Source organism: Xanthobacter sp. DMC12 (assembly GCF_056314105.1).
Genome location: NZ_JBQUYZ010000003.1, coordinates 86001 through 107988 on the forward strand (window position 1 = coordinate 86001; position 21988 = coordinate 107988).

A 21988-nucleotide genomic window follows, 5' to 3' on the forward strand; every position below is an offset into this window, starting at 1 on the left:
ACGCATGCAGCGCAGCGGAATGCGAGCCGGGCCCAGCGCGAGGGCCCGCCGAAGGCGCTGCCGAACCCCAGCGCTCTCAAGCTTTGCCCCGCTGCGCGGGCACTTTTGTGCTGGACCCCGGATCAGCGCTCCGACTTTCGCCATCGCTTGTCCGGGGAACAGCTCTCGTGCCTCGAACGCGTCTCCGGGGTGCAGCCCGCTCCGCACCGTCGCGTGTCCGGGGAACCGTCCTCGCGCCCCGGACGCATGCAGCGCAGCGGAATGCGAGCCGGGGCCCAGCGCGAGGGCCCGCCGAAGGCGCTGCCGAACCCCAGCGCTCTCAGGCTTTGCCCCGCTGCGCGGGCGCTTTTGCGCTGGACCCCGGATCGGCGCTCCGGCTACGCCGTCGCTTGTCCGGGGAACGGGTCAAGACAGCCAGTCTTCGGCCAGGTCACGCCACTCGGGATTGGTGCGTTCGATGAGCGCCAGCTTCCAATCCCGGTGCCATCTCTTCAACCTTCGCTCGTGAGCGCGGGCGGCCTCCAGTTCGTCGAACAAATCCACATGCACGAGGAGGTGGACGGTATATTTGCGGGTGAAGCCGGCAACGGCTCCGGAGCGATGCTCGAACAGCCGGCGGGCCAGATCATTCGTGACGCCCACATAAAGCGTCCCGTTGCGGCCGCTCGCGAGGATGTAGAAGGCGAAGCTTGGCATTGCCCAACGGTAACAGGATTTCGGCGCCGCTGCGCGGCAGAGGTATTCCCTGGTCCCCGGATCAGCGCTCCACCTTCGGTGTCGCTTGTCCGGGGGACGGCCTGCCCCCTGTTTCCCCCTCCCCCCATTCCCGGCTACACTGAAGGGCTGATCTTCCGGCGCCCTGCCCGCGCCCCTCACAGACTGCCGGCCCCAATCGCCCATGCGCTTTTCGCCCGCCTTTCTCGACGAGATTCGCGCCCGGCTTCCGGTGTCGGAGGTGGTCGGCCGTCGGGTGAAGCTGAAGAAGCAGGGGCGCGAATTCGCCGGGCTGTCGCCTTTCAATGCGGAGAAGTCGCCGTCCTTCTTCGTCAACGACCAGAAGGGCTTCTACCACTGCTTCTCCTCCGGCAAGCACGGCGACGTGTTCGATTTCCTGATGGAGACGGAGGGGGCCTCCTTCGGCGAGGCGGTGGAGCGGCTGGCCGCCATGGCCGGGCTGTCGCTGCCGCAGGAGACGCCGGAGGCTGCCGCCAAGGAGCAGCGGCGGCGCACGCTCCATGAGGTGATGACGCTGGCGGCCAAGCATTTCGAGGCCAATCTGCAGTCGCGCCTCGGCGCCAAGGCGCGCGGCTATCTGGCGGACCGGGAGATCGGCCCCGCCACGCAGAAGAAGTTCGGCCTCGGCTACGCGGCGGGCGAGCGCTTCAACCTGAAGGAGGCGCTGGGCAAGGAGGGCGTCTCCGTCGCCGACATGGTGGAGGCGGGCCTGCTGATCGCCGGGGAGGACATTCCCGTCCCCTACGACCGCTTCCGCGACCGGGTGATGTTCCCCATCACCGATCTCAAGGGCCGCGTCGTGGCCTTCGGCGGGCGGGCGCTGGAGAAGGATGTCCCGGCAAAATACCTCAATTCCCCGGAGACCCCGCTCTTTCACAAGGGCTCCCTGCTTTACAACGGCTTTGCCGCCCGCGCCGCCGCCCAGTCCGGCGCCCGCGTCATCGCCGTGGAAGGCTATGTGGATGTGATCGCCATGGTCGAGGCGGGCTTTGGCGGTGCTGTGGCACCGCTTGGCACGGCCCTCACCGAGGAGCAGCTGCAATTGCTCTGGCGCATGTCGGAGGAGCCGCTGCTGCTGTTCGACGGCGACAAGGCCGGCCGGCGGGCCGCCCATCGGGCCATCGACCTCGCGCTGCCGCACCTCAAGGCCGGCCGCAGCCTCTCCTTCGCCACCCTGCCGGACGGGCAGGACCCCGACGACCTGATTCGCCGCTCCGGCCGCGAGGCCATGGAGCAGGTGCTGGCGCAGGCGCGGCCTCTCGCTGCGGAACTCTGGGCGCGCGAGAGCGAAAATGCCTCCCTCGAAACGCCCGAGCGTCGCGCGGGGCTGGAAGGCCGGCTGAACGAGGTGGTGAACGCCATCGGCGACGAGACGGTGCGCAAGCACTACCGGGCCGATCTGATGGGCCGGTTCAACGCCCTCGTCGCCCCCGCGGATCGCGCGCGCGGCCCCGGTCGCGGGGGTGGCAGCCGGGAGAGCTGGTCGCCCGGGTTCACCCCCGGACGGGGGCGCGGCGGAAAATTCCCGGGCAAGCCCTCCGCCCCGCCGCTGGCCCCGCGCGGACAGGAGATTGCAAGGAGCGCGCTGGTGCGCGGCCCCATGGCCGCCCTGCCCCGCAACGAGGCGCTGCTGCTGTTCTGCCTCATCAATCACCCCTTCCTGCTGGACGAGGCGGGCGAGGAGGTTTCGAGCCTGCCCTTCGCCAATCCGGAGGCCGACCGGCTGCGCCGCGCCCTCATCGAGGCCCATCTGGAGGGGCTGGATGCGGACGCCCTCGCCGAGCATCTCGGCCGCTCCGATCTCGACGCCCTGACCCGTCGGGTGAAGGCCCTCGCCAACCCCCGGCACGACTGGCCAGCTTATTCGGATACCGCAGAAGCCGATGTCCGGCTCTGGTGGCATCAGCGCACGGCCTTGCATCGCAAGGCTCACGCGCTATCTAGAGAGTTGAAGGAAGCCGAGCGCACGCTGGGGGAGGACCCGAGCGAGGCCAATTTCGCCTGGCTCAGGGATGTCCGCGAGCGCCTGTCGGCGATCGACGGAACCGAGGCGCTGGTGGAAGGGTTCGGTGCATCTTCGGGCCGCTCGGCGGTCCGGTCGCTGTAGGAATTTGAAGCCGAAGCGGCACAATTTGGCCAAGAGCCTCTGGCATGGCCCGCGTGGCGGGTGCATGCGGGACGCTCCGGCCCACGGGACGGAAGGCAGCCTGCCGCCGACGACCATAGGGGTTGGAAGCGCGTTCAGGCTGGTTTAACGGGATGGCGTCAAAAAGGCCGCTCCCGGGTTCAAGGGCAAAAGGTGGCGAGGCCGAGGAGCCGCGCCGCCGTTCTGCTGTTGGAAATCGGCGGGATCAGCAGGAGAAGTCGATGGCGAAGCAATCTTCCGAAGCCACAGAGGCCCCGGAAAAGGAGACCGACGCCCCCGACGGGCCGTTGCTCGACCTGTCCGACGCCGCTGTGCGGAAGATGATCAAGAACGCCAAGCGGCGCGGTTACGTGACCTACGAGCAGCTCAACGAGGTGATGCCTTCCGAGGAAGTCACCTCCGAGCAGATCGAGGACACCCTCGCGATGCTCAACGACATGGGCATCAACGTCATCGAGGCCGAGGAAGCCGAGGCCGAAGAGGGCGCCGAGGAGACCGAGACGCCGGACGAGCCGGAAGAGGCCGAAGGCGGCGAGCTGACGGAGGCCGCCCCGCGCGCCGTCGCCCGCGCCGAGACCAAGTCCGAGCCGGCCGAGCGCACCGACGACCCGGTGCGCATGTACCTGCGCGAGATGGGCTCGGTGGAGCTGCTCTCCCGCGAGGGCGAAATCGCCATCGCGAAGCGCATCGAGGCGGGCCGCGAGGCCATGATCGCCGGCCTGTGCGAGAGCCCCCTCACCTTCCAGGCCATCATCATCTGGCGCGACGAGCTGACCGAAGGCCGCGTGCTGCTGCGCGACATCATCGATCTCGAAGCCACCTACGCCGGCCCCGAAGGCAAGAACCCGCCCGCCGCCCTCGGCGAGGAGGCGGCGCTCGCCCCCGAGGCGGGCGAGGACGGCCTGCTCGGCGACGGCGCCGGCCCCGAGGGCGAGGAAGACGACATGGAGAATTCCATGTCCCTCGCCGCCATGGAGGCGGAGATCAAGCCGAAGGTGGTGGAGACCTTCGACCGCATCCATTCCAGCTACACCAAGCTGCGCCGGCTGCAGGACCAGAACGTCGAATCCAAGCTCAAGAACGAGACCCTCTCGCCCGCGCAGGAGCGCAAGGCGAAGAAGCTCAAGGAAGAGCTGGTCGGCGACGTGAAGAGCCTGTCGCTCAACCAGGCCCGCATCGACGCGCTGGTGGAGCAGCTCTACGAGATCAACAAGCGCCTCGTGGGCTATGAGGGCCGCCTGCTGCGTCTCGCCGACAGCTACGGCGTCTCCCGCGACGACTTCCTGAAGAACTACATGGGCGCGGAGCTGGACCCCAAGTGGGTGCTGCGCGTCTCCAAGCTCGGCACCAAGGGCTGGAAGGGCTTCGTCGCCCACGAGAAGGACACCATCCACGAACTGCGCGGCGACATCCACGCCCTGGCCACCGAGACGGGGCTGGAGATCGCCGAGTTCCGCAAGATCGTGCAGATGGTCCAGAAGGGCGAGAAGGAAGCCCGCCAGGCCAAGAAGGAAATGGTGGAGGCGAACCTCCGCCTCGTCATCTCCATCGCCAAGAAGTACACCAACCGCGGCCTGCAGTTCCTGGACCTCATCCAGGAGGGCAACATCGGCCTGATGAAGGCGGTGGACAAGTTCGAGTACCGCCGCGGCTACAAGTTCTCCACCTACGCCACGTGGTGGATCCGCCAAGCCATCACCCGCTCGATCGCCGACCAGGCGCGGACCATCCGCATCCCGGTCCACATGATCGAGACGATCAACAAGATCGTCCGCACCTCGCGGCAGATGCTGCACGAGATCGGCCGCGAGCCCACCCCCGAGGAACTGGCCGAGAAGCTCGGCATGCCCCTCGAGAAGGTGCGCAAGGTGCTGAAGATCGCCAAGGAGCCCATTTCCCTCGAAACGCCCATCGGCGACGAGGAGGATTCGCACCTCGGCGACTTCATCGAGGACAAGAACGCCATCCTGCCCATCGACGCCGCGATCCAGAGCAATCTGCGCGAGACGACGACCCGGGTTCTGGCCTCCCTCACCCCCCGCGAGGAGCGCGTGCTGCGCATGCGCTTCGGCATCGGCATGAACACGGACCACACGCTGGAGGAAGTCGGCCAGCAGTTCTCCGTGACGCGCGAGCGTATCCGCCAGATCGAGGCGAAGGCGCTGCGCAAGCTCAAGCACCCGAGCCGGTCGCGCAAGCTGCGCTCCTTCCTCGACAACTGAGCGGCGCTCATCCCAAACGCAAAGACGGCAGGCCTCGGCCTGCCGTTTTCGTTTGGGCCTACCGCGCCGGCGCCTCCACGAGGAGCCCGACGATGCGCCGGACCACGGGCAGGACGAGCAGCAGGGTGGGAAACGCCACGAGCCAGGAGAGGCCCCACGCCACCGGCCAGGTGGCGAGGAAGTCCGGGCCGAAGCCGAGGCTGCGCCCGGTGGCGATGGCCGAGACCACGAAGGTCATCAGCACCGACAGCACCAGCGGCATGACGAAGCCGGCATAGCGTGCCGGCAGCTTGCGGAGAAGTTTGTAGGAAGCAGGCTTTGAAGAGGCCATCGGGCCATCCTTCTTCGGATGGTCCCGGAGGTCCGGATCGCAACGCGCATCCGACCGGCCGGGACCGGAGTTGGATGCGTTGCCTGACGTCGGACGCTTACGGCGCAGCAGAAGCTGCGCAGGCGGATAAAGCGCCGAACGGCCCGCGCCGTCAAGGGGGCGTGAAGGGCACCGCAGGCCGCCCCCGGAACGATTGCCCGCCCTCGTCATTGTCCCTGTAACCGGCCCGCACGCGGCGCGCCGGAATTGCGGGCCTCGGCCACGGGCCGCCCGCGCGAAACTCAAACATGGAGGCTCACATGCCCGGTCCTCTGGACGGCAAGCGCATTCTCATCCTCGCCACCAACGGCTTCGAGCAGTCCGAGCTGGAGGTGCCCCGCGACCGGCTCAAGGAGGCCGGCGCGCAGGTTCACGTCGTCTCGCCCGAGCGCGGCGAGATCAAGGGCTGGGACAAGAAGGACTGGGGCCGCGCGGTGCCCGTGGACAAGACCCTCGCCGAAGTGCGGGAGAACGACTACGACGCCCTCGTCCTGCCCGGCGGCCAGATCAATCCCGACCTGCTGCGGGTGGAGCCGGCGGCCATCGGCCTCATCAAGTCCTTCTACGATGCCGGCAAGACGGTGGCCGCCATCTGCCACGCTCCGTGGCTGCTGGTGGAGGCGGGCCTCGCGAAGGGCAAGCGCATGACCTCCTACAAATCCATCCGTACGGACGTGGAGAATGCCGGCGCGCGCTGGGAGGATGCCTCCGTCGTCACCGACAACGGCCTCATCACCTCCCGCAACCCCGGCGATCTTGAGGATTTCAGCCGCAAGATCATCGAGGAAGTGCGGGAAGGAAGGCACGACCGCCGCGCGGCGTAGGGCGCTGGCGCCGGCCGCGGCTCGAAACGCGGCCGGCGCACAACCGCCCTGCGCGTGCGCCCCTTGCGGCAGACGGGTGGCGTCGCTATCTGCGGTTCACGCCCCAAAGAGGCTGCCCAAGAGGCTGCGTTGCCATGGAAAACCTGAAACTCATCGCCCTCGACGAGGAAGACCTCGCCATTTTCTCTGCCCATCTTCAGGATGCGGTGGTGAAGACGGTGGACATGGGTTTCCTGCCCCGCCTCCAGCGCTTTGCCCTGGTGCTGAACCGCTTCGACTGGGACCAGAAGGTGCTCGCCAACGAGACGGTGCGGCGCCGCACCGGCCTGCACTTCGAGCGGGTGCGGGACGTGAAGTGCCGCGGCATGGAAGAGGCACGGCGCACCGGCGTGCTCAACCTCCTCGCCGTCACCTTCATGGCCGGCGATGCGCCCTCGGGCTTCGTCTATCTCACCTTCTCCGGCGGTGCCGAGGTGCGGCTCGAAGTGGAGTGCATCGAGGCCGGCCTCAGGGATCTCGGCCCCGCCTGGGGCTGCACCCATGCACCAAAGCATCCCGAGGTCGCCACCCCTGCGGCCGGCGTCGGCGGTAGCACGGGACAGGGTTGAACGGCGGTATTTCCCGCTCCCGACACTTGAAGACGCAGGTGATCCGGCGACGGGTCTCCGCCGTAAGCTGTTAAACAAGCAGCTGATGAGGCTTGCGAACTGCCCGGCCACGGCTAAGCTTGCTGAGACCTGCCTGCCGCGTGATGGAGTTCGACTCCTGGATGGAGTTCGACTCCTGGCCTTCGATGGCAGGCCGGAGACTGGCAGAGGATCGCATTCGTATAACCATGTCCCCGCGGCCTCCAGACTCTCCATTCCGTCGTCGTTGGTTTTTGATCTACGGCAGCATCCTTCTCGCATCGATCGCGGCCTATCTTGCCCTCCTGCGCGCGCACCTCGTCCATTCCCTGTTCACCCTGGGCGAGGCACACGAAGAGTGGCATCTGGATGAGGTTTTCGCTGGCTGGACCGTCGCGACCCTCGCGCTCATCGCATTACTGATCGTTCGCGAGCACCAGTTGCGCCGGCTGGTGCTCCAGCAGCGGGAAACGCAGAAGCAGGCCGACGACGCCTCCGCGTTCGACAGCCTCACCGGCATCGCCAACCGCATTCAATTCGAAGCGGATTTCAGCCGCGCGCTGAAGGACGCCCATGCCAGGGGCACGCGCCTCGCCCTCCTCGTGGTCGACGTGGACCTTCTGCGTTCGGTCAACGAGGCACACGGGCATGGTGCCGGCGATGATGTCCTGCGCCAGCTGGCGACGCGCCTCGTCTCGGTGCCCCACCGCAGCGGCATGGTCGCACGCCTGGGCAGCGGCGAGTTTGCCGTCCTCTTTCCCATGGGCGCGGACGAGACCGACGAGCTGTTCCGCCTCGCAAGCCGCATCCTGTCGCGTCTGCGCGAACCGTTCGATTGCAACGGCGCGCGTGTCGACATCACGGCGAGCATCGGCATCAGCAAATACCCGCGCGACGGGTCGTCGGTGACGGTGCTGCTGCAGGCGGCGGAGAAGGCCCTCCGGCAGGCCAAGGCTGCGGGCAAGGATTGCTACGCGCTCTACGATTCGAGCCTCGATGCCCGCGGCCGCGAGCGCCGGCTTCTGGAGATGGATTTCCGCCGGGCGCTGGAGACCGGCGAGATCGTGGCGCAATACCAGCCGGTGATCGACCTGAAGAGCGGCGAGACGGTGGGATGCGAGGCGCTGGCCCGCTGGCAGCACCCCAAGCGCGGCCTTATCTCCCCCGCCGAGTTCATTCCCATCGCCGAGGACGAAGGCCTGATCGACCCTTTGTTCACCGCAACGCTCCGCCGGGTGGGGGAGGATATCGCGGCATGCGGCACCGCCCTGCCGGTGGCGGTCAACCTCTCGCCCGTCCAGCTCGTGGACCCGCACCCGCCGCGGCGCATCCTCGATCTGCTGAAGCAGCTGAACATACCTCCGGAGCAGATCGAACTCGAAATCACCGAGACGGGCCTGCTTCTGGACTTCCAGACCGCGCGCCGCTCGCTGGCCGCCCTCAAGGCCGCGGGGGTGCGCATCTCCCTCGATGATTTCGGCACCGGCTTTTCCAGCCTGCGCCACCTCAACGAGCTGCCGATCGACAAGATCAAGATCGACCGCTCCTTCACGCGACGCATCGCCACAGAGGCGCAGAGCTGCAAGATCATCGCCGCCATCATCAGCCTCGGGCGCACGCTCGGCCTCATCACCGTCGCCGAGGGCGTGGAGACCGAGGCGGAGGCCGATTTCCTGCGCGGGCAGGGCTGCCAGCTCGGGCAGGGCTATCTGTTTTCCCGTCCGCTCTGGCCGAAGGATGCCTTCGCCACCGCGAGCCCCGCCCCACACTGACGCCGACGCCGCGCGGATGGGCGGCTCGGCGCGGCACGGTTGCGTCGCCGGGCCTGCCGCACCGCTTGGGGCTTCCCTCGCGCGCGAACCTGCTCTAGCAAGGCGGCATGCCGATCCGCCTGACCATCAGCCAGCCTGATTTCCCCGAGCGTTTCATCGATTTCCTCGGCTCCAAGCGCGAGGCGTCCGTGGACGTGCAGGACAAGGTGTCCGCCATCATCGCCGACGTCCGCGCCCGCGGCGACCGGGCGCTGGTGGACCTGTCGCGCACCTTCGACCGGGTGGACCTCGACGCCCTCGGCATCAGGGTAAGCGACGCCGAGCTGGACGCGGCCCTCGCCTCCATCCCGGAAGACACCCGAGCGGCGCTGGACTTCGCCAAGGCGCGCATCGAGGCGCACCACGCCCGCCAGAAGCCGGCGGACGAGACCTATGTGGACGCGGCCGGCGTCACCCTCGGCCATCGCTGGACCAGCGTGGACGCGGTGGGCCTCTATGTGCCCGGCGGCACCGCGGCCTATCCCTCCTCCGTGCTGATGAATGCGGTGCCCGCTCAGGTGGCCGGCGTGCCGCGCATCGTCATGGTGGTGCCCGCCCCCGACGGCGTGATCGCGCCTCTGGTGCTGGCGGCCGCGCGCCTTGCGGGCGTGCATGAGGTCTATCGCGTGGGCGGGGCGCAGGCTGTGGCCGCGCTGGCCTACGGCACGGAAACCATCCGCCCCGTGGACAAGATCGTCGGCCCCGGCAACGCCTTCGTCGCGGCGGCCAAGCGCCAGGTGTTCGGCAAGGTCGGCATCGACATGGTGGCCGGCCCCTCCGAGGTGCTGATCCTCGCCGACAGCGACGCGAGCGCCGACTTCATCGCCGCCGACCTCCTCGCCCAGGCGGAGCACGACACCGCCGCCCAGTCCATCCTCATCACCTCCTCGCCGGAGCTGGCGGATCGTGTGGAAAAGGCGGTGGAGGGCATGCTCGCCACCCTGCCGCGCGCCGAAATCGCCTCCGCTTCCTGGCGCGACCATGGCGCCATCTTCCTGGTGGACAGCCTCGCCGACGCCATCCCGCTGGTGGACCGCATCGCCCCCGAGCATCTGGAGATCCACGCGGCGGATGCCGACGCGCTGGCCGCCAAGGTGCGGCACGCGGGTGCCATCTTCATCGGCGCCTGGACCCCGGAGGCCATCGGCGACTATGTGGGCGGCACCAACCACGTGCTCCCCACCGCCCGCTCGGCCCGCTTCTCCTCCGGCCTCGGCGTGCTGGACTTCATGAAGCGCACGTCCATCCTCAAGCTCGATGCCGACGCGCTGGAAAAGCTCGGGCCGGCCGCCGTGCGCCTCGCCGCCGTGGAGCGGCTGGACGCGCACGGGCGGTCGGTCTCCATCCGCAGCAACAGATGACGGGGGAATAGGATGAGCGACAAGCCGGAGAGGAGCCCCACGGCCCGCCTCTGCGCCGTGACCCTCGACGACGCCTCCATCGGCCACGCCGGCAGCCCGGACATCGAGCACGAGCGCGCCACCGCCATCTGGGACCTCATCGAGGACAACAGCTTCCTGCCCTGCGGCGATCCCGGCGAGGGGCCGTACCAGCTTCTCATCTCGCTCGCCGACAACCGCCTCGTGCTGGACATCAAGCGCGAGAGCGGCGACCAGGTGGTGCAGCACCACCTCTCCCTCACCCCCTTCCGCAAGGTGGTGAAGGACTATTTCCTGATCTGCGAGAGCTATTACAACGCCATCCGCACCGCCTCCCCGAGCCAGATCGAGGCCATCGACATGGGCCGGCGCGGCCTCCACAACGAGGGATCGACGCTGCTGCAGGAACGCCTCGACGGCAAGGTGGTGGTGGATTTCGACACCGCCCGCCGCCTGTTCACGCTCATCTGCGCCCTGCACTGGAAAGGCTGAGCGACGATGGAGCCCCCTGCGGCGCCCCAGCGCTCAGCGCGGCCGCAATCGGTTCTCTTCATGTGCGGACAGAACGTGGTGCGCTCGGTGATGGCGTCCGCGCTCGCCCGGCATTTGTTCGGCAAGTCCATCTATGTGGGCTCGGCCGGCGTGATCGCAGGTGATCCCGACCCCTTCGTCACGGCGGTGATGGAGGAGATCGGCCTCGACGTGAAGAAGCACCGGCCCCAGAGCGTCGAGGACCTCGAGGAATATGAGGGGCTGAACTTCGACCTCGCCATTTCGCTTTCGCCCGATGCCCACCACCGCGCGCTGGAGCTGACCCGCACCAACGCCCTCAAGGTGGAATACTGGCCCACCCCCGACCCCACCGGCGAAGGCGGCAACCGCGAGCAGCGGCTCGACGCCTATCGCGAGGTGCGCGACGAGCTGGAACGGCGGATCAGGGCAAGGTTCCGGCAGGCGTAGGAGACGTGCGGGGCCGTCGCCCGCCCGAGAACCGCCCTCGCGCCCCGGACGCATGCAGCGCCAGCGGAATGCGAGCCGGGGCCCAGCGCAACGGACCGCCGAAGGCGCTGCATGATCCAACCATCCTCAGGTTCTGCCCGCTGCGCGGGAGTCTTGCGCTGGGCCCCGGATCGGCGCTCCACCTGCGGTGTCGCTTGTCCGGGGAGCGGCCCCCTCCACCGCCCACTCCCACATCCCGGCTTGTCTGCCGCGCGCGGCTCTGCAAGGGTGCCGCCACGTCAGACCAACGACGTCAGACCGAACGACTGGGGACTTCACCGCCATGGGTTTCAAGGGACTTCTCGCCTCGACCGCGCTCCTCGGCACCCTCGCATTGTCCGGCGCGGCCGCCGCCGATCCGGTGAAGGTGGGGCTGGTCTCGACCCTCTCCGGCCCGTCCGCCGTGCTCGGCCAGCACATGCGCGACGGCTTCCTGCTGGCGGTGAAGGAGCTTGGCGGCAAGCTCGGCGGGCAGGAGACCGAGGTGGTGGTGGTCGATGACGAGCTGAAGCCTGACATCGCCGTGCAGAAGGTGAAGGGCCTTCTGGAGCGCGACAAGGTCGACTTCGTGGCCGGCGTCGTCTTCTCCAACGTGATGGGCGCGGTGGCGAAGCCGGTTACGGCCAACGAGACCTTCCTCATCTCCGGCAATGCCGGCCCCTCCACCATCGCCGGCGCGGGCTGCAGCCCCTTCTTCTTCTCCGCCTCCTACCAGAACGACCAGAACCACGAGGTTCTCGGCAAGTATGCGCAGGACAAGGGCTTCAAGAAGGTTGTGCTGATCGCCCCCAATTATCAGGCGGGCAAGGATTCGCTGGCCGGCTTCAAGCGCTATTACAAGGGCGAGGTGGCGGACGAGATCTACACCCAGCTCGGCCAGCTCGATTTCTCCGCCGAACTGGCCAAGATTGCCGCCGCGAAGCCCGATGCCGTCTTCACCTTCATGCCCGGCGGCATGGGCGTGAACCTCGTGAAGCAGTATCGGCAGGCGGGCCTCGCCGACACCACGCCCTTCCTCTCCGCCTTCACCGTGGACGAGACGACGCTCCCCGCCACCGGCGAGGCAGCGCTGGGCTTCTTCTCCGGCGCGGCCTGGGCGCCGGACCTCGACACGCCCGCCAACAAGGCCTTCGTCGCGGCCTTCGAGAAGGAATACGGCTACATCCCCGCGCTCTACGCCGCGCAGGGCTATGATGCGGCCAAGCTCATCGACAGCGCCCTGAAGGCCACCGGCGGCAAGACCGCCGACAAGGCCGCCGTGCGCGCGGCACTGAAGAAGGCTGACTTTTCGAGCGTGCGCGGCAACTTCAAGTTCAACACCAACCAGTTCCCCATCCAGGACTTCTACCTCGTGAAGGTGGGCAAGCGGCCGGACGGCAAGGTGGAGACCATGGTGCAGGAGAAGGTCTTCTCCAACTATGGCGACGCCTATGCGGAAAAGTGCGAGATGAAGTGAGGCCTCGCCTCACTTCGTCTCGCACCCCGGCTGATGATTGGCGGGTGTCTGGTTCCCCGGACGCATGCAGCGACAGCGGAATGCGAGCCGGGGTCCAGCGCAAAGGTTCGCCGCAGGCGGCGTGACCCGAGGCCGGGACGGATTTCGCCGGCTTCGCCGACTTCTCTCCTGGCCTCCGGATCAGCGCTCCACCCGCGGTGTCGCTTGTCCGGGGCGCGGCCTCCTGATTAATAGCCGTCATGCCCCGGCTTGTCCGGGGCATCCACCCCGCCGATATTCTGCTGCCGGCCATGAAGTCACCCGCCCCGCCGTGCCGTGGATCCCCCGGACAAGCCGGGGGATGACGGTCCTGAAGCGGTGGCGCATTCTCCTTGAGCCATCCCGGTCCAGCTCCTTTCCCCATGACCCTCACCCTCTTCCTCGTCCAGATGCTCAACGGGCTCCAGCTCGGCATCCTGCTGTTCCTCGTGGCGGCGGGGCTGACGCTGGTGTTCGGGGTGATGGACGTCATCAATCTCGCCCATGGCGTGCAATACATGCTGGGCGCCTATCTGATGGTGACGGCCACCGCGCTCACCGGCAGCTTTTGGCTGGGCCTGCCGCTGGCGCTCGCCGCCGCGCTGGTGCTGGGGCTGCTGCTGGAGCGCCTCGTCATCCGCCAGCTTTACGGGCGGGACCATCTCGATCAGGTGCTGGCCACCTTCGGCATCATCCTGTTCGTGAGCGAGGCGGTGCGCATGGTGTGGGGCTCGGCGCCCCTCGCCATCCCCATGCCGCAGGCGCTGTCCGGCTCGGTGCGGCTGATGGATGGGCTGAACTATCCCGTCTACCGGCTCGTCCTCATCGGCGCGGGCCTAGGCGTGGCGGGGCTGCTCTATGGGCTCGTCACCCGCACCCGCGCGGGGATGCTGCTGCGGGCGGGGGCCACCAACGCGCCCATGGTCTCGGCGCTGGGGGTGGACATCAATGCCCTGTTCGCCCGCATCTTCGCCTTCGGTGCCATGCTCGCCGCCTTCGCCGGGGCCATGGCGGGGCCGATCCTGTCCGTTGAACCGGGCATGGGGGACAATCTCCTCATCCTCGCCTTCGTGGTCATCGTCATCGGCGGCATCGGCTCCATGCGGGGGGCGTTCGTGGCGGCGCTGCTGGTGGGGCTCATCGACACGCTCGGCCGCTCGTTCCTCACCGACATTCTCAAGCTCGTCCTGTCCGCCTCCGCCGCCAGCGCGGCCGGGCCGGCGCTCGCCTCCATGAGCGTCTATGTGCTGATGGCGGCCATCCTCTTCTTCCGCCCGCGCGGCCTGTTCCCGGCGCCGGCATGACGCGCGCCCTCCTCGCCCTCGCAGTGTTCGCGGCCCTCGCCGCCGTGCCGGCCTTCGCCGACACCGCGATGCTGACGCTGGTGGCGCGGGCCATGATCTTCGCCCTCGCCGCCGTCAGCCTCGGCTTCATCCTCGGGCAGGGCGGGCTCGTCTCCTTCGGCCATGCGGCGACCATGGGCATCGGCGCCTATGCGGTCGGCATCCTGATGGAAGAGGGCGTGCGCGACGCCCTCGTCGCCTTCCCCGCGGCCATGGCGGCGGCCGGCCTGTTCGCGCTGGTGACGGGGGCGATCTCGCTGCGCACGCGCGGCGTCTATTTCATCATGATCACGCTGGCCTTCGGGCAGATGGCCTTCTTCGTCACCCAGAGCCTGTCGGCCTATGGCGGGGACGATGGCCTGACGCTGGCCGCCCGCTCCACAGTGGCGGGGATGCGCTGGCTGAAGGACCCGAAGACCTTCCATTATGTGGTGCTGGGCCTGCTCGCGTTCACCGTGCTTGTTTGCGCCATGCTGGCGCGCTCGCCCTTCGGCCGGGTGCTGGCGGCAGGGCGGGACAATGAGCGGCGGCTGCGCGCGCTGGGGGTGGACCCCTACGCCTATCGGCTCGTTGCTTATGTCATCGCCGGCGCCTTCGCCGGGCTCGCGGGCGCGCTCTATGCCAATCTCACCGAGTTCGTGAGCCCGGCCTATCTCTCCTGGCACCGCTCGGCGGAATTCATCGTCATGGTGGTGGCGGGCGGGCCCATGAGCGCCCTCGGCCCGGTGCTCGGCGCGCTGGGCGTGGTGCTGCTGGAGGATGGGCTTGCCCATCTCACCGAACACTGGCGCATCATCTTTGGCCCCCTCCTCGTGCTGCTGGTGCTGGCGCGCGGCGGCATCGCAACCCTGCTCGGAGGGCGGCGCGATGGCTGAGCCGCTGCTCCACATCGCCGGCCTCGCGAAGGCCTATGGCGCGCTGCATGTGACTGCCGGGGTGGACCTCGCGGTTCTGCCCGGCGAGATCCATGCCCTCATCGGCCCCAACGGCGCGGGCAAGACCACCCTCGTCGGCCAGATCGCTGGCGAGGTGATGCCCGATGCCGGCACCATCCACTTCGACGGGGCGGACATCACCCGCCTGCCCGTCCATCGCCGCGCCCGGCTCGGCCTCGCGCGGGCCTTCCAGATCACCTCCATATTCCCCCGCTTCACCGCGCTGGAGCACGCGGCGCTCGCCGTGATGGCCGCGCGCGGGCGCACCTTCCGCCTGCTGCGCCCGGCCGCCTCCGACCGCGCGGCGCGGGAGGAGGCGCATGGCCTGCTCGATGAGGTGGGGCTCGGCGCCCGCGCCGGGGTGGCAGCGGCCGCCCTCAGCCATGGGGAGAAGCGGGCGCTGGAGCTGGCCATGGCCCTCGCCGCCCGCCCGCGCCTCATGCTGCTGGACGAGCCCATGGCCGGCACGGGGCCTGCGGAATCCGCCGCCATGGTGGCGCTGCTCACCCGCCTGAAGGGCCGCTGCGCGATCCTGCTGGTGGAGCACGACATGGATGCGGTGTTCCGCCTCGCCGACCGCATCAGCGTGCTGGTCAACGGGCGCATCATCGCCTGTGGCACGCCGGACGCCGTGCGCGCCGATGCGGCCGTGAAGGCCGCCTATCTCGGGGACGGCGCATGACCGCGCCGCTGCTCACCATCACCGGCCTCACCGCCGGCTATGGCGGCACGCCCGCCCTGTTCGGCGTGGACCTCGCCGTGCCCATGGGTGGCGCGCTGGCGCTGGTGGGGCGCAACGGCATGGGCAAGACCACCACCATCCGCGCCCTCATGGGCCTGCTTCCGCCCACCGGCGGCACGCTCACCTTCGACGGCGTGGCCCTGCGCGGGCTGAAGCCGCACAGGATCGCCCGCCTTGGCCTCGGCCTGGTGCCCGAGGGGCGGCAGATTTTCCCGACCCTCACGGTGGAGGAAAACCTCGTCGCCACCGCCGCCCCCGGCCGCGCCGGCCTGCCGCTTTGGACGCTGGAGCGCGTCTACGCCCTCTTCCCCCGCCTCGGCGAGCGGCGGCGCAACTATGGCAACCGCCTCTCCGGCGGCGAGCAGCAGATGCTCGCCATCGGCCGGGCGCTGATGACCAATCCACGCCTGCTCATCCTCGATGAAGCGACGGAAGGGCTCGCCCCGCTCATCCGCGAGGAGATCTGGGCGGTGCTCTCCGTGCTGAAGGGGGAGGGCCTGTCGCTCATCGTCATCGACAAGCACGTCCCGGCGCTGGCGCAGGTGTGCGACCGGGTGGCGGTGATGGAGAAGGGGCGCGTGGTGCATTCCGGCCCGGCCGCGGACTTCGCGGGCGACGCGGCGCTGGTGGGCCGCTATCTCGGCGTCTGAGGGACGCCTGTTCCCCGGCGCCTGCGGCCTGTAGGGTCGCGGGGCCTGCGGCAAATGGGGGACGGAGCGGATGGGGGCATTCGGGCTGATGTGGCGGGGCGCGAAGCGCACGGCGAAGATTGTCGCGCTGCTCGTCTTCGCCGTGGTCGCCACGATCTTCGTGGTGCGGGCGGTGGATTCCCAGCGCGGCCCGCCGCTCGATGCCTGGCACACCTACCATCCGCCGGAGATGAGCCGCAGCGCCATGGCCACCGCAAACCTCGCCGCCTACATGGCCGCCGAGGACAGGGCCTTCGCCGGCGTGAAGGCCAACGTGACCGACAAGGTGGACCCGGAGGACCGCGTCCGCTTCAACCGCTATTTCGCCGCGAGCCCCATCTACCCGCCCCGCTTCGCGCAGGACTTCAACCGCACCTATGTGCTCCAGCCCAAGGGAGAGCCGGTGGGGGCGGCGGTGTTCCTGCACGGGCTCACGGATTCGCCCTACAGCCACCGCCATCTGGCGCAGCTTTACGCGGACCATGGCTTCATCGCCATCGTGCTGCGCCTGCCCGGCCACGGCACGGTGCCGGGATCGCTGACTGAGATCGACCATGAGGACTGGATTGCCGCCACCCGCCTCGCCATGCGGGAGGCCCGCGCGCGGGTGGGGGCGGGCAAGCCGGTGCATATCGTCGGCTATTCCAACGGCGGCGCGCTGGCGCTGATGCACGCGCTCGACGCGCTGGACGACCCCGCCCTCGTGCGGCCGGACCGCATCGTGCTGATGTCGCCCATGGTGGGCGTGACGGAATTTGCCCGCTTCGCCGGCCTCGCCGGCCTGCCGGCCATCTTCCCGGCCTTCGCCAAGGCGGCGTGGCTGAACATCGTGCCCGAGTTCAACCCCTTCAAGTACAATTCATTCCCGGTCCATGCCGCGCGCCAGTCCTTCCTGCTCACGCAGGCGCTGCAGGCGAACATCGAGCGCCACGCCCGCGCCGGCCGCCTCACCGGCCTCGCGCCGGTGCTCACCTTCCAGTCGGTGCTGGACCACACGGTGAGCGCACGGGCGGTGATCGAGCAGTTGCACGCGCGGCTGGACGACAATGGCAGCGAGCTGGTGCTCATCGACATCAACCGGTCGGGCCAGTTCGAGGACCTGCTGACGCGCCAGTCCGACACCGCCATCACCTCTTTGCTGCCGCCGGCCCCCCGCCGCTTCCGCACCGCCGTCATCGGCAATTCGGCGCCCGGCTCGGCGGCGACCGTGGTGCGCGAGACCCCGGCCGGGGCCACCGAGGAAACGGTGCGGCCGCTCACCGCCATCTATCCGGACGATGTCTATTCCCTCTCCCACGTGGCGGTGCCCTTCCCCCTGACGGACGGGCTCTACGGGCTCGCGCCCGACCCGGCGGAAAAGTTCGGCATCCGCCTCGGCGACATCGCGGCGCGCGGGGAATATGGAGCGCTGGTGGTGGGCGTGGACATGCTGGTGCGCATGTCCTCCAATCCCTTCTTCCCCTATCTGGAAGAGCGCGTCGCCGCCGGCCTACCGCCGGCAAGAGGGAATTAGGAACCAGATCGGCTGTTGCGCCGCCCCGTTCGCGAACACCGTCATGCCCCGGCTTGTCCGGGGCATCCACTTCGCCGCCGTGGCGGTGCCCGGAATCCCAAAGAGCCGCCGGGCGGAGGGGTGGATCCCCCGGACGCGCCGGGGGATGACAGAGAACAGCTGCTGCGCGTCACGCCCGAAGGCATGCGTTCACGACGCGGCCTTCTCCCCCTCCTCCGTCGCCACCCGGCCGGAGAACAGCTCCGCCACGAAGCGCGTATCCGGGTGGTGGGCGCACAGGGTGAGGGCGGCGATCAGGATCGGGACGCCGATGAAGGCGCCCGCGATGCCCCACAGAAAGGCGAAGAAGAACACCGCCAGCAGCACCAGCACCGGCGACACCGCCAGCGCCTTGCCGGCGAGGCGCGGCTCCAGATAGCTGCCCGACAGGAACTGGATGATGTTGAGGCTGACGAACACGAACACCGCCATCTCCCAGCTCTCGAACTGGGCGAGGGCGAAGAGCGTGGGCAGCAGCGTCGCCACGAATGGGCCGATGAAGGGGATGTAGTTCAGCGCGAAGGCGATGGCGCCCCAGGCGAGGGCCAGTTCCAGCCCGGCGGTCAGCGTAAAAGCCCACACCACCGCGCCGGTGGCGATGCTCATGAGCGTGCGCACCGCCATGTAGGTCTGCATCTTGCGGGCGATGTCGGCGAGCGCCGGAGCGAGGAAGGGCGCGCGGCCGGAGCGGGAGAGCCGCTTGACCTGGCTCTTCATGGCGTCCACTTCGAGCAGGCCCAGCAGCACATAGATGAAGGTGAAGACGAGGAAGCTCGCCATGCCCTGCAGGCGGCCGGAGAGATCCTGGAAGACGCGCAGCAGCCAGCGCACGTCGAAATGCTCGGCCCACAGGCCCGCCAGCACGAAGCCATGGCCCTCCAGCCACACCGCCGCCTCGCCATAGAGGCGCTGGAAGCGGGAGGCGTTCTGGAACACCCAGGTCGCCACATGGCTGAAGCCCCATACCACCACCGAGGACACCGCTCCCACCACCGCCAGCGTGATGAGGAGCGTGCCGAGCACGGCCACCATCTTGGGCAGCTTCGCCTCCAGCCGCGCCAGCAGCGGATGCACCACGGCGATGACGAACAGGGCGAACACCACGGGCGCCAGCAGCGCGTCCGTCACGTAGAGCGCCGCGAACACGACCACCGCCGCCGCCAGCCCCACCAATCCCCGCATCATTCCGCCTCCGGTTTCCCTGTGGCGATTACCTGAGGTGGAGCCGATTGGCGAGGCTTACGCGGACAAGATGCGCCGCATGGCCCGAAGCCCGAGGCCGGCAGCGCCCGGCCCGTTCACCAGCGCGAACACCCCGTAGGGCGAAGGCGCGCCCGTGCCCTGCCAGGCGAGGAAGCCCATCCAGGCCGTGAAGCCCGCCACCGCGCCATCCTTGGTGACGAGCGTGAGCGGGCCGGAGGCGTCGGCCACATCGTGCAGGATCCAGCCATAGGCCGTGCGCGGCGCCTTCCCGCCGCCGCAGCGGGGAGACGCGAAGATGTTGCCCTGCTGATTGGCGAGCGCCGCATTCTCCATGCCGCCGTCGCCGTGGCCCATGCTGCTCCTCAGGAAGGCCAGCATGTCGGCACCGGTGGAGACGATGCCGCCCGCGCCGACGCCGGTGAGGCGGGTGGGCGCATAGTCGGCGCGCGGCAGCAAGGGCTGCCAGTTTTTGCGATAGCCGATGGGCAGGCGCGGCTTCATCTGCGGCCGGAAGATGCCGGTGGCGGACATGCCCATGCCGGCGCCGAAGGCCTTCAGCGCGCGGTCGTAGCGCTCGGCCGCATCAACCATGCTGCCCTTCGCCGCGCCAGAGCCGGCCAGCGCCAGCAGCGACCAGCTGAGGTTGGAATAGGAATAGCAGCTCCCCGGCGCGAACGGCGGCTGGAGCGTCGCGAGATAGGGGAACAGGGTCTGGAAGCTCGCCATCACGCCGGGCGGATGCACCCCGCCCTGATTGTCCTGCGCCATGCCGGACTGGTAGCGCGCGAGATCCGCGAGGGGGATGCGCGCGAGGCCCGGCGAGAGCGCGCGGGGGGCGAGCCAGTCGCCGAGATTGCCCTTGAAGGGGCCATGCGCCTGATAATGCAGGCAGGCGGTGAACACCTTGGAGATGGAGCCGATGGCGAAGGGCGTCCCGCCATCGAGCGTCAGGGGTCGCCCGCCGGGATGGGTGAGGTCCGGCGCCTGGGCGAGGAAGAGCTGCCCGTTGCCGCGCGGGTTCACCACGCCCAGCACCACCGCGAGCCGCGCCCCATGCGCGCGGGCGTTCGCCACCTCCGCGTCCGCCATCTGCTGCAAGGCCTCGAACGGCAGGCGCGGATAGCCCGCGGCGAAGGCCGGGCGGCCGAGCATTCCCGCCGCAAAGGCCCCCTTCAGAAATGCGCGCCGGTCGATCATCGCCCCGCCTCCCTGCCCCTCAGAATGGCGCGGGGCGCAGCGGATGGCGAGCCCGCGCATGTATGCAATGCGCGCGCAATCCGCCGCTTCTGCACAATATTTGGCCCATTACTGCCCAGCCGAGGCGCAGGCGTTTCGCGAGCGCCTCCGTCAAGCCGTTGAAAACTCACGAGCCGCCTCTTGGCACGCCCGTTGCTTTTAATCATGTCGAGTTGGTGGCTAGGGTTCCGGCATCCGAGCGATGCGCTGGTCCGAGAGCTGCCACCGCGACGGGAGACATCCGGCGCGGGTGCACGGCGGGATAAAAGCCCGGGAGACCTCAGTGGCCAAGGAATTGGCGGCACTGGTCTCGCCAATTCCCAATCGTCGAAGCGAAGGGGAATTTGAATGCGCACTCCGGTTTCGTCCAAACTTCACCGTCTGAAATCCGCGCTCGCGGGGGCCTTCGGCCTCGCGGCGGTCGCCGGCCTCGCGCTCGGCGCCGGCCCGGCCGAAGCCGCGCCGAAGAAGGAATTCAAGGTCGCCTGGTCGATCTATGTGGGCTGGATGCCCTGGGGCTACGCCAACGACACCGGCATCGTGAAGAAGTGGGCCGACAAGTACGGCATCAAGATCGATGTGGTGCAGTTCAACGATTATGTGGAGAGCATCAACCAGTACACGGCCGGCGCCTTCGACGCCCTCACCGTGACCAACATGGATGCCCTCTCCGTACCCGCCGCTGGCGGCGTGGACACCACCGCCGTCATCGTCGGCGATTTCTCCAACGGCAATGACGCCGTGATCCTGAAAGGCAAGAAGGACCTCGCCGCCATCAAAGGGCAGAAGGTCAACCTCGTCGAGTTCTCCGTCTCCCACTATCTGCTCGCCCGCGCGCTTGAATCGATCAAGCTGAAGGAGCGCGACGTGAAGGTGGTGAACACCTCGGATGCCGACATGGTCGCCGCCTACAAGACCAAGGCGGTCTCGGCGGTGGTCACCTGGAACCCGCTGGTGTCGGAAATCCTCACCGACAAGAACGCCCACGCGGTGTTTGACTCGTCCAAGATCCCCGGCGAGATCATGGACCTCCTCGTCGCCAACACCGCCGTGCTGAAGGACAATCCGGACTTCGCCAAGGCGCTGGTGGGCATCTGGTACGAGACGACCGCCCTCTTCACCGCCGACACGCCGGAAGGCAAGGCGGCGCGCGAGGCCATGGGCAAGGCCTCCGGCACCGACCTCGCCGGCTTCGACAGCCAGCTCGCCGCGACCCGCCTCTTCGCCAAGGCGCCCGAGGCTGTGGCCTTCGTGCGCTCGCCGGATGTGGGCACCACCATGGACCGCGTGCGCAAGTTCCTGTTCGAGAAGGAACTGCTCGGCTCCGGCGCCAAGTCCGCCGACGCCATCGGCATCGAGCTGCCCGGCGGCAAGGTGCTCGGCGACGCCAAGAACGTGAAGCTGCGCTTCACCGACACCTGGATGGCGCTGGTCGCCGACGGGAAGCTGTGAGGGACTCCCTCGTATCCCGGACAAGCGAAGGCGCAGCCTGAGCGCTGATCCGGGATCCAGGAGAAAGCCCTGCGCAGCAGGCGATACCCTGCCAGCGCGGCTGGCAGGAGCCGCCTTCGGCGAACCCGTGCGCTGGGCCCCGGCTCTCCTTGCGCTGGCGCTACAGTCGGCCGGGGCGCGAGGCGCCTCTCCTTCATCACTCTCCGGGCCGGGCGGCCATCACCCGCCCGCCGTCTTCCACCCTTCAGGA

General features: G+C 68.7%; 19 protein-coding genes and 1 riboswitch. Of the genes, 15 read left to right on the top strand and 4 right to left on the bottom strand.

The window, feature by feature from the left end; translation table 11 throughout:
• Positions 1 to 405: 405 nt before the first annotated feature.
• On the bottom strand, positions 406 to 696 hold the full coding sequence (locus tag ACT535_RS13545) for a GIY-YIG nuclease family protein (protein WP_476364784.1): 291 nt from the start codon (positions 694 to 696) through the stop codon (positions 406 to 408).
• A gap of 202 nt (positions 697 to 898) precedes the next feature.
• On the opposite strand from ACT535_RS13545, the gene dnaG reads away from it, so the two are divergent.
• Complete coding sequence (gene dnaG / locus ACT535_RS13550) at positions 899 to 2842, top strand: DNA primase (protein WP_476364785.1); 1944 nt, start codon at positions 899 to 901, stop codon at positions 2840 to 2842.
• Positions 2843 to 3102: 260 nt separating this feature from the next.
• Positions 3103 to 5103, top strand: coding sequence for an RNA polymerase sigma factor RpoD (gene rpoD / locus ACT535_RS13555; RefSeq protein WP_168458885.1), 2001 nt, complete (start codon positions 3103 to 3105; stop codon positions 5101 to 5103).
• Positions 5104 to 5161: 58 nt separating this feature from the next.
• On the opposite strand, the gene ACT535_RS13560 is transcribed toward rpoD, so the two are convergent.
• Complete coding sequence (locus ACT535_RS13560) at positions 5162 to 5434, bottom strand: DUF2798 domain-containing protein (RefSeq protein ID WP_476364786.1); 273 nt, start codon at positions 5432 to 5434, stop codon at positions 5162 to 5164.
• A gap of 299 nt (positions 5435 to 5733) precedes the next feature.
• On the opposite strand from ACT535_RS13560, the gene ACT535_RS13565 reads away from it, so the two are divergent.
• The 12 genes from ACT535_RS13565 (at position 5734) to ACT535_RS13620 (ending at position 17808) form a co-directional block, all read left to right on the top strand.
• Entirely contained in the window at positions 5734 to 6297 is a 564-nt protein-coding gene (locus ACT535_RS13565) for a type 1 glutamine amidotransferase domain-containing protein (RefSeq protein ID WP_476364787.1), read from the top strand.
• Between the two features lie 134 nt (positions 6298 to 6431).
• A complete protein-coding gene (locus ACT535_RS13570; protein ID WP_168458888.1) occupies positions 6432 to 6905 on the top strand; it encodes a DUF2948 family protein in 474 nt (157 codons plus the stop codon).
• 272 nt (positions 6906 to 7177) lie between these two features.
• On the top strand, positions 7178 to 8695 hold the full coding sequence (locus ACT535_RS13575) for a putative bifunctional diguanylate cyclase/phosphodiesterase (RefSeq protein ID WP_476364788.1): 1518 nt from the start codon (positions 7178 to 7180) through the stop codon (positions 8693 to 8695).
• A 107-nt stretch (positions 8696 to 8802) separates the two neighbouring features.
• The gene (hisD, locus tag ACT535_RS13580) at positions 8803 to 10095 is read left to right on the top strand and encodes a histidinol dehydrogenase (RefSeq protein ID WP_476364789.1); all 1293 of its coding nucleotides are present in this window, start codon (positions 8803 to 8805) and stop codon (positions 10093 to 10095) included.
• 12 nt (positions 10096 to 10107) lie between these two features.
• The gene (locus ACT535_RS13585) at positions 10108 to 10605 is read left to right on the top strand and encodes a UPF0262 family protein (protein ID WP_168458891.1); all 498 of its coding nucleotides are present in this window, start codon (positions 10108 to 10110) and stop codon (positions 10603 to 10605) included.
• Positions 10606 to 10611: 6 nt separating this feature from the next.
• Positions 10612 to 11073, top strand: a complete 462-nt coding sequence (locus ACT535_RS13590) for an arsenate reductase ArsC (protein WP_168458892.1) — start codon at positions 10612 to 10614, stop codon at positions 11071 to 11073.
• Positions 11074 to 11395: 322 nt separating this feature from the next.
• Positions 11396 to 12568, top strand: coding sequence for an ABC transporter substrate-binding protein (locus ACT535_RS13595; protein WP_476364790.1), 1173 nt, complete (start codon positions 11396 to 11398; stop codon positions 12566 to 12568).
• A gap of 401 nt (positions 12569 to 12969) precedes the next feature.
• Positions 12970 to 13890: a branched-chain amino acid ABC transporter permease gene (locus tag ACT535_RS13600; RefSeq protein ID WP_476364791.1), complete on the top strand. Its 921-nt coding sequence runs from the start codon at positions 12970 to 12972 to the stop codon at positions 13888 to 13890.
• Positions 13887 to 14804 carry a branched-chain amino acid ABC transporter permease gene (locus ACT535_RS13605; protein WP_476364792.1) on the top strand — a complete coding sequence of 306 codons (918 nt, stop codon included), beginning with the start codon at positions 13887 to 13889 and terminating at the stop codon, positions 14802 to 14804. The genes ACT535_RS13600 and ACT535_RS13605 overlap by 4 nt, the downstream gene beginning before the upstream one ends.
• Positions 14797 to 15546, top strand: a complete 750-nt coding sequence (locus ACT535_RS13610; RefSeq protein WP_476364793.1) for an ABC transporter ATP-binding protein — start codon at positions 14797 to 14799, stop codon at positions 15544 to 15546. The genes ACT535_RS13605 and ACT535_RS13610 overlap by 8 nt, the downstream gene beginning before the upstream one ends.
• Positions 15543 to 16256 carry an ABC transporter ATP-binding protein gene (locus tag ACT535_RS13615; protein WP_476364794.1) on the top strand — a complete coding sequence of 238 codons (714 nt, stop codon included), beginning with the start codon at positions 15543 to 15545 and terminating at the stop codon, positions 16254 to 16256. The genes ACT535_RS13610 and ACT535_RS13615 overlap by 4 nt, the downstream gene beginning before the upstream one ends.
• Before the next feature lie 70 nt (positions 16257 to 16326).
• Positions 16327 to 17808, top strand: coding sequence for an alpha/beta hydrolase (locus ACT535_RS13620; RefSeq protein ID WP_476364795.1), 1482 nt, complete (start codon positions 16327 to 16329; stop codon positions 17806 to 17808).
• Positions 17809 to 17997: 189 nt separating this feature from the next.
• Here the strand turns inward: ACT535_RS13620 and ACT535_RS13625 are convergent, their stop codons facing one another.
• Together ACT535_RS13625 and ACT535_RS13630 are read right to left on the bottom strand one after the other, a co-directional pair.
• Positions 17998 to 19032, bottom strand: coding sequence for an AI-2E family transporter (locus ACT535_RS13625; protein WP_476364796.1), 1035 nt, complete (start codon positions 19030 to 19032; stop codon positions 17998 to 18000).
• Positions 19033 to 19086: 54 nt separating this feature from the next.
• Positions 19087 to 20247 carry a serine hydrolase domain-containing protein gene (locus ACT535_RS13630; protein ID WP_476364797.1) on the bottom strand — a complete coding sequence of 387 codons (1161 nt, stop codon included), beginning with the start codon at positions 20245 to 20247 and terminating at the stop codon, positions 19087 to 19089.
• Positions 20248 to 20455: 208 nt separating this feature from the next.
• A riboswitch (guanidine-I (ykkC/yxkD leader) is annotated at positions 20456 to 20565 on the top strand.
• Positions 20566 to 20634: 69 nt separating this feature from the next.
• Here ACT535_RS13630 and ACT535_RS13635 point away from each other — a divergent pair.
• A complete protein-coding gene (locus tag ACT535_RS13635; protein WP_476364798.1) occupies positions 20635 to 21738 on the top strand; it encodes a putative urea ABC transporter substrate-binding protein in 1104 nt (367 codons plus the stop codon).
• Positions 21739 to 21988: the final 250 nt, after the last annotated feature.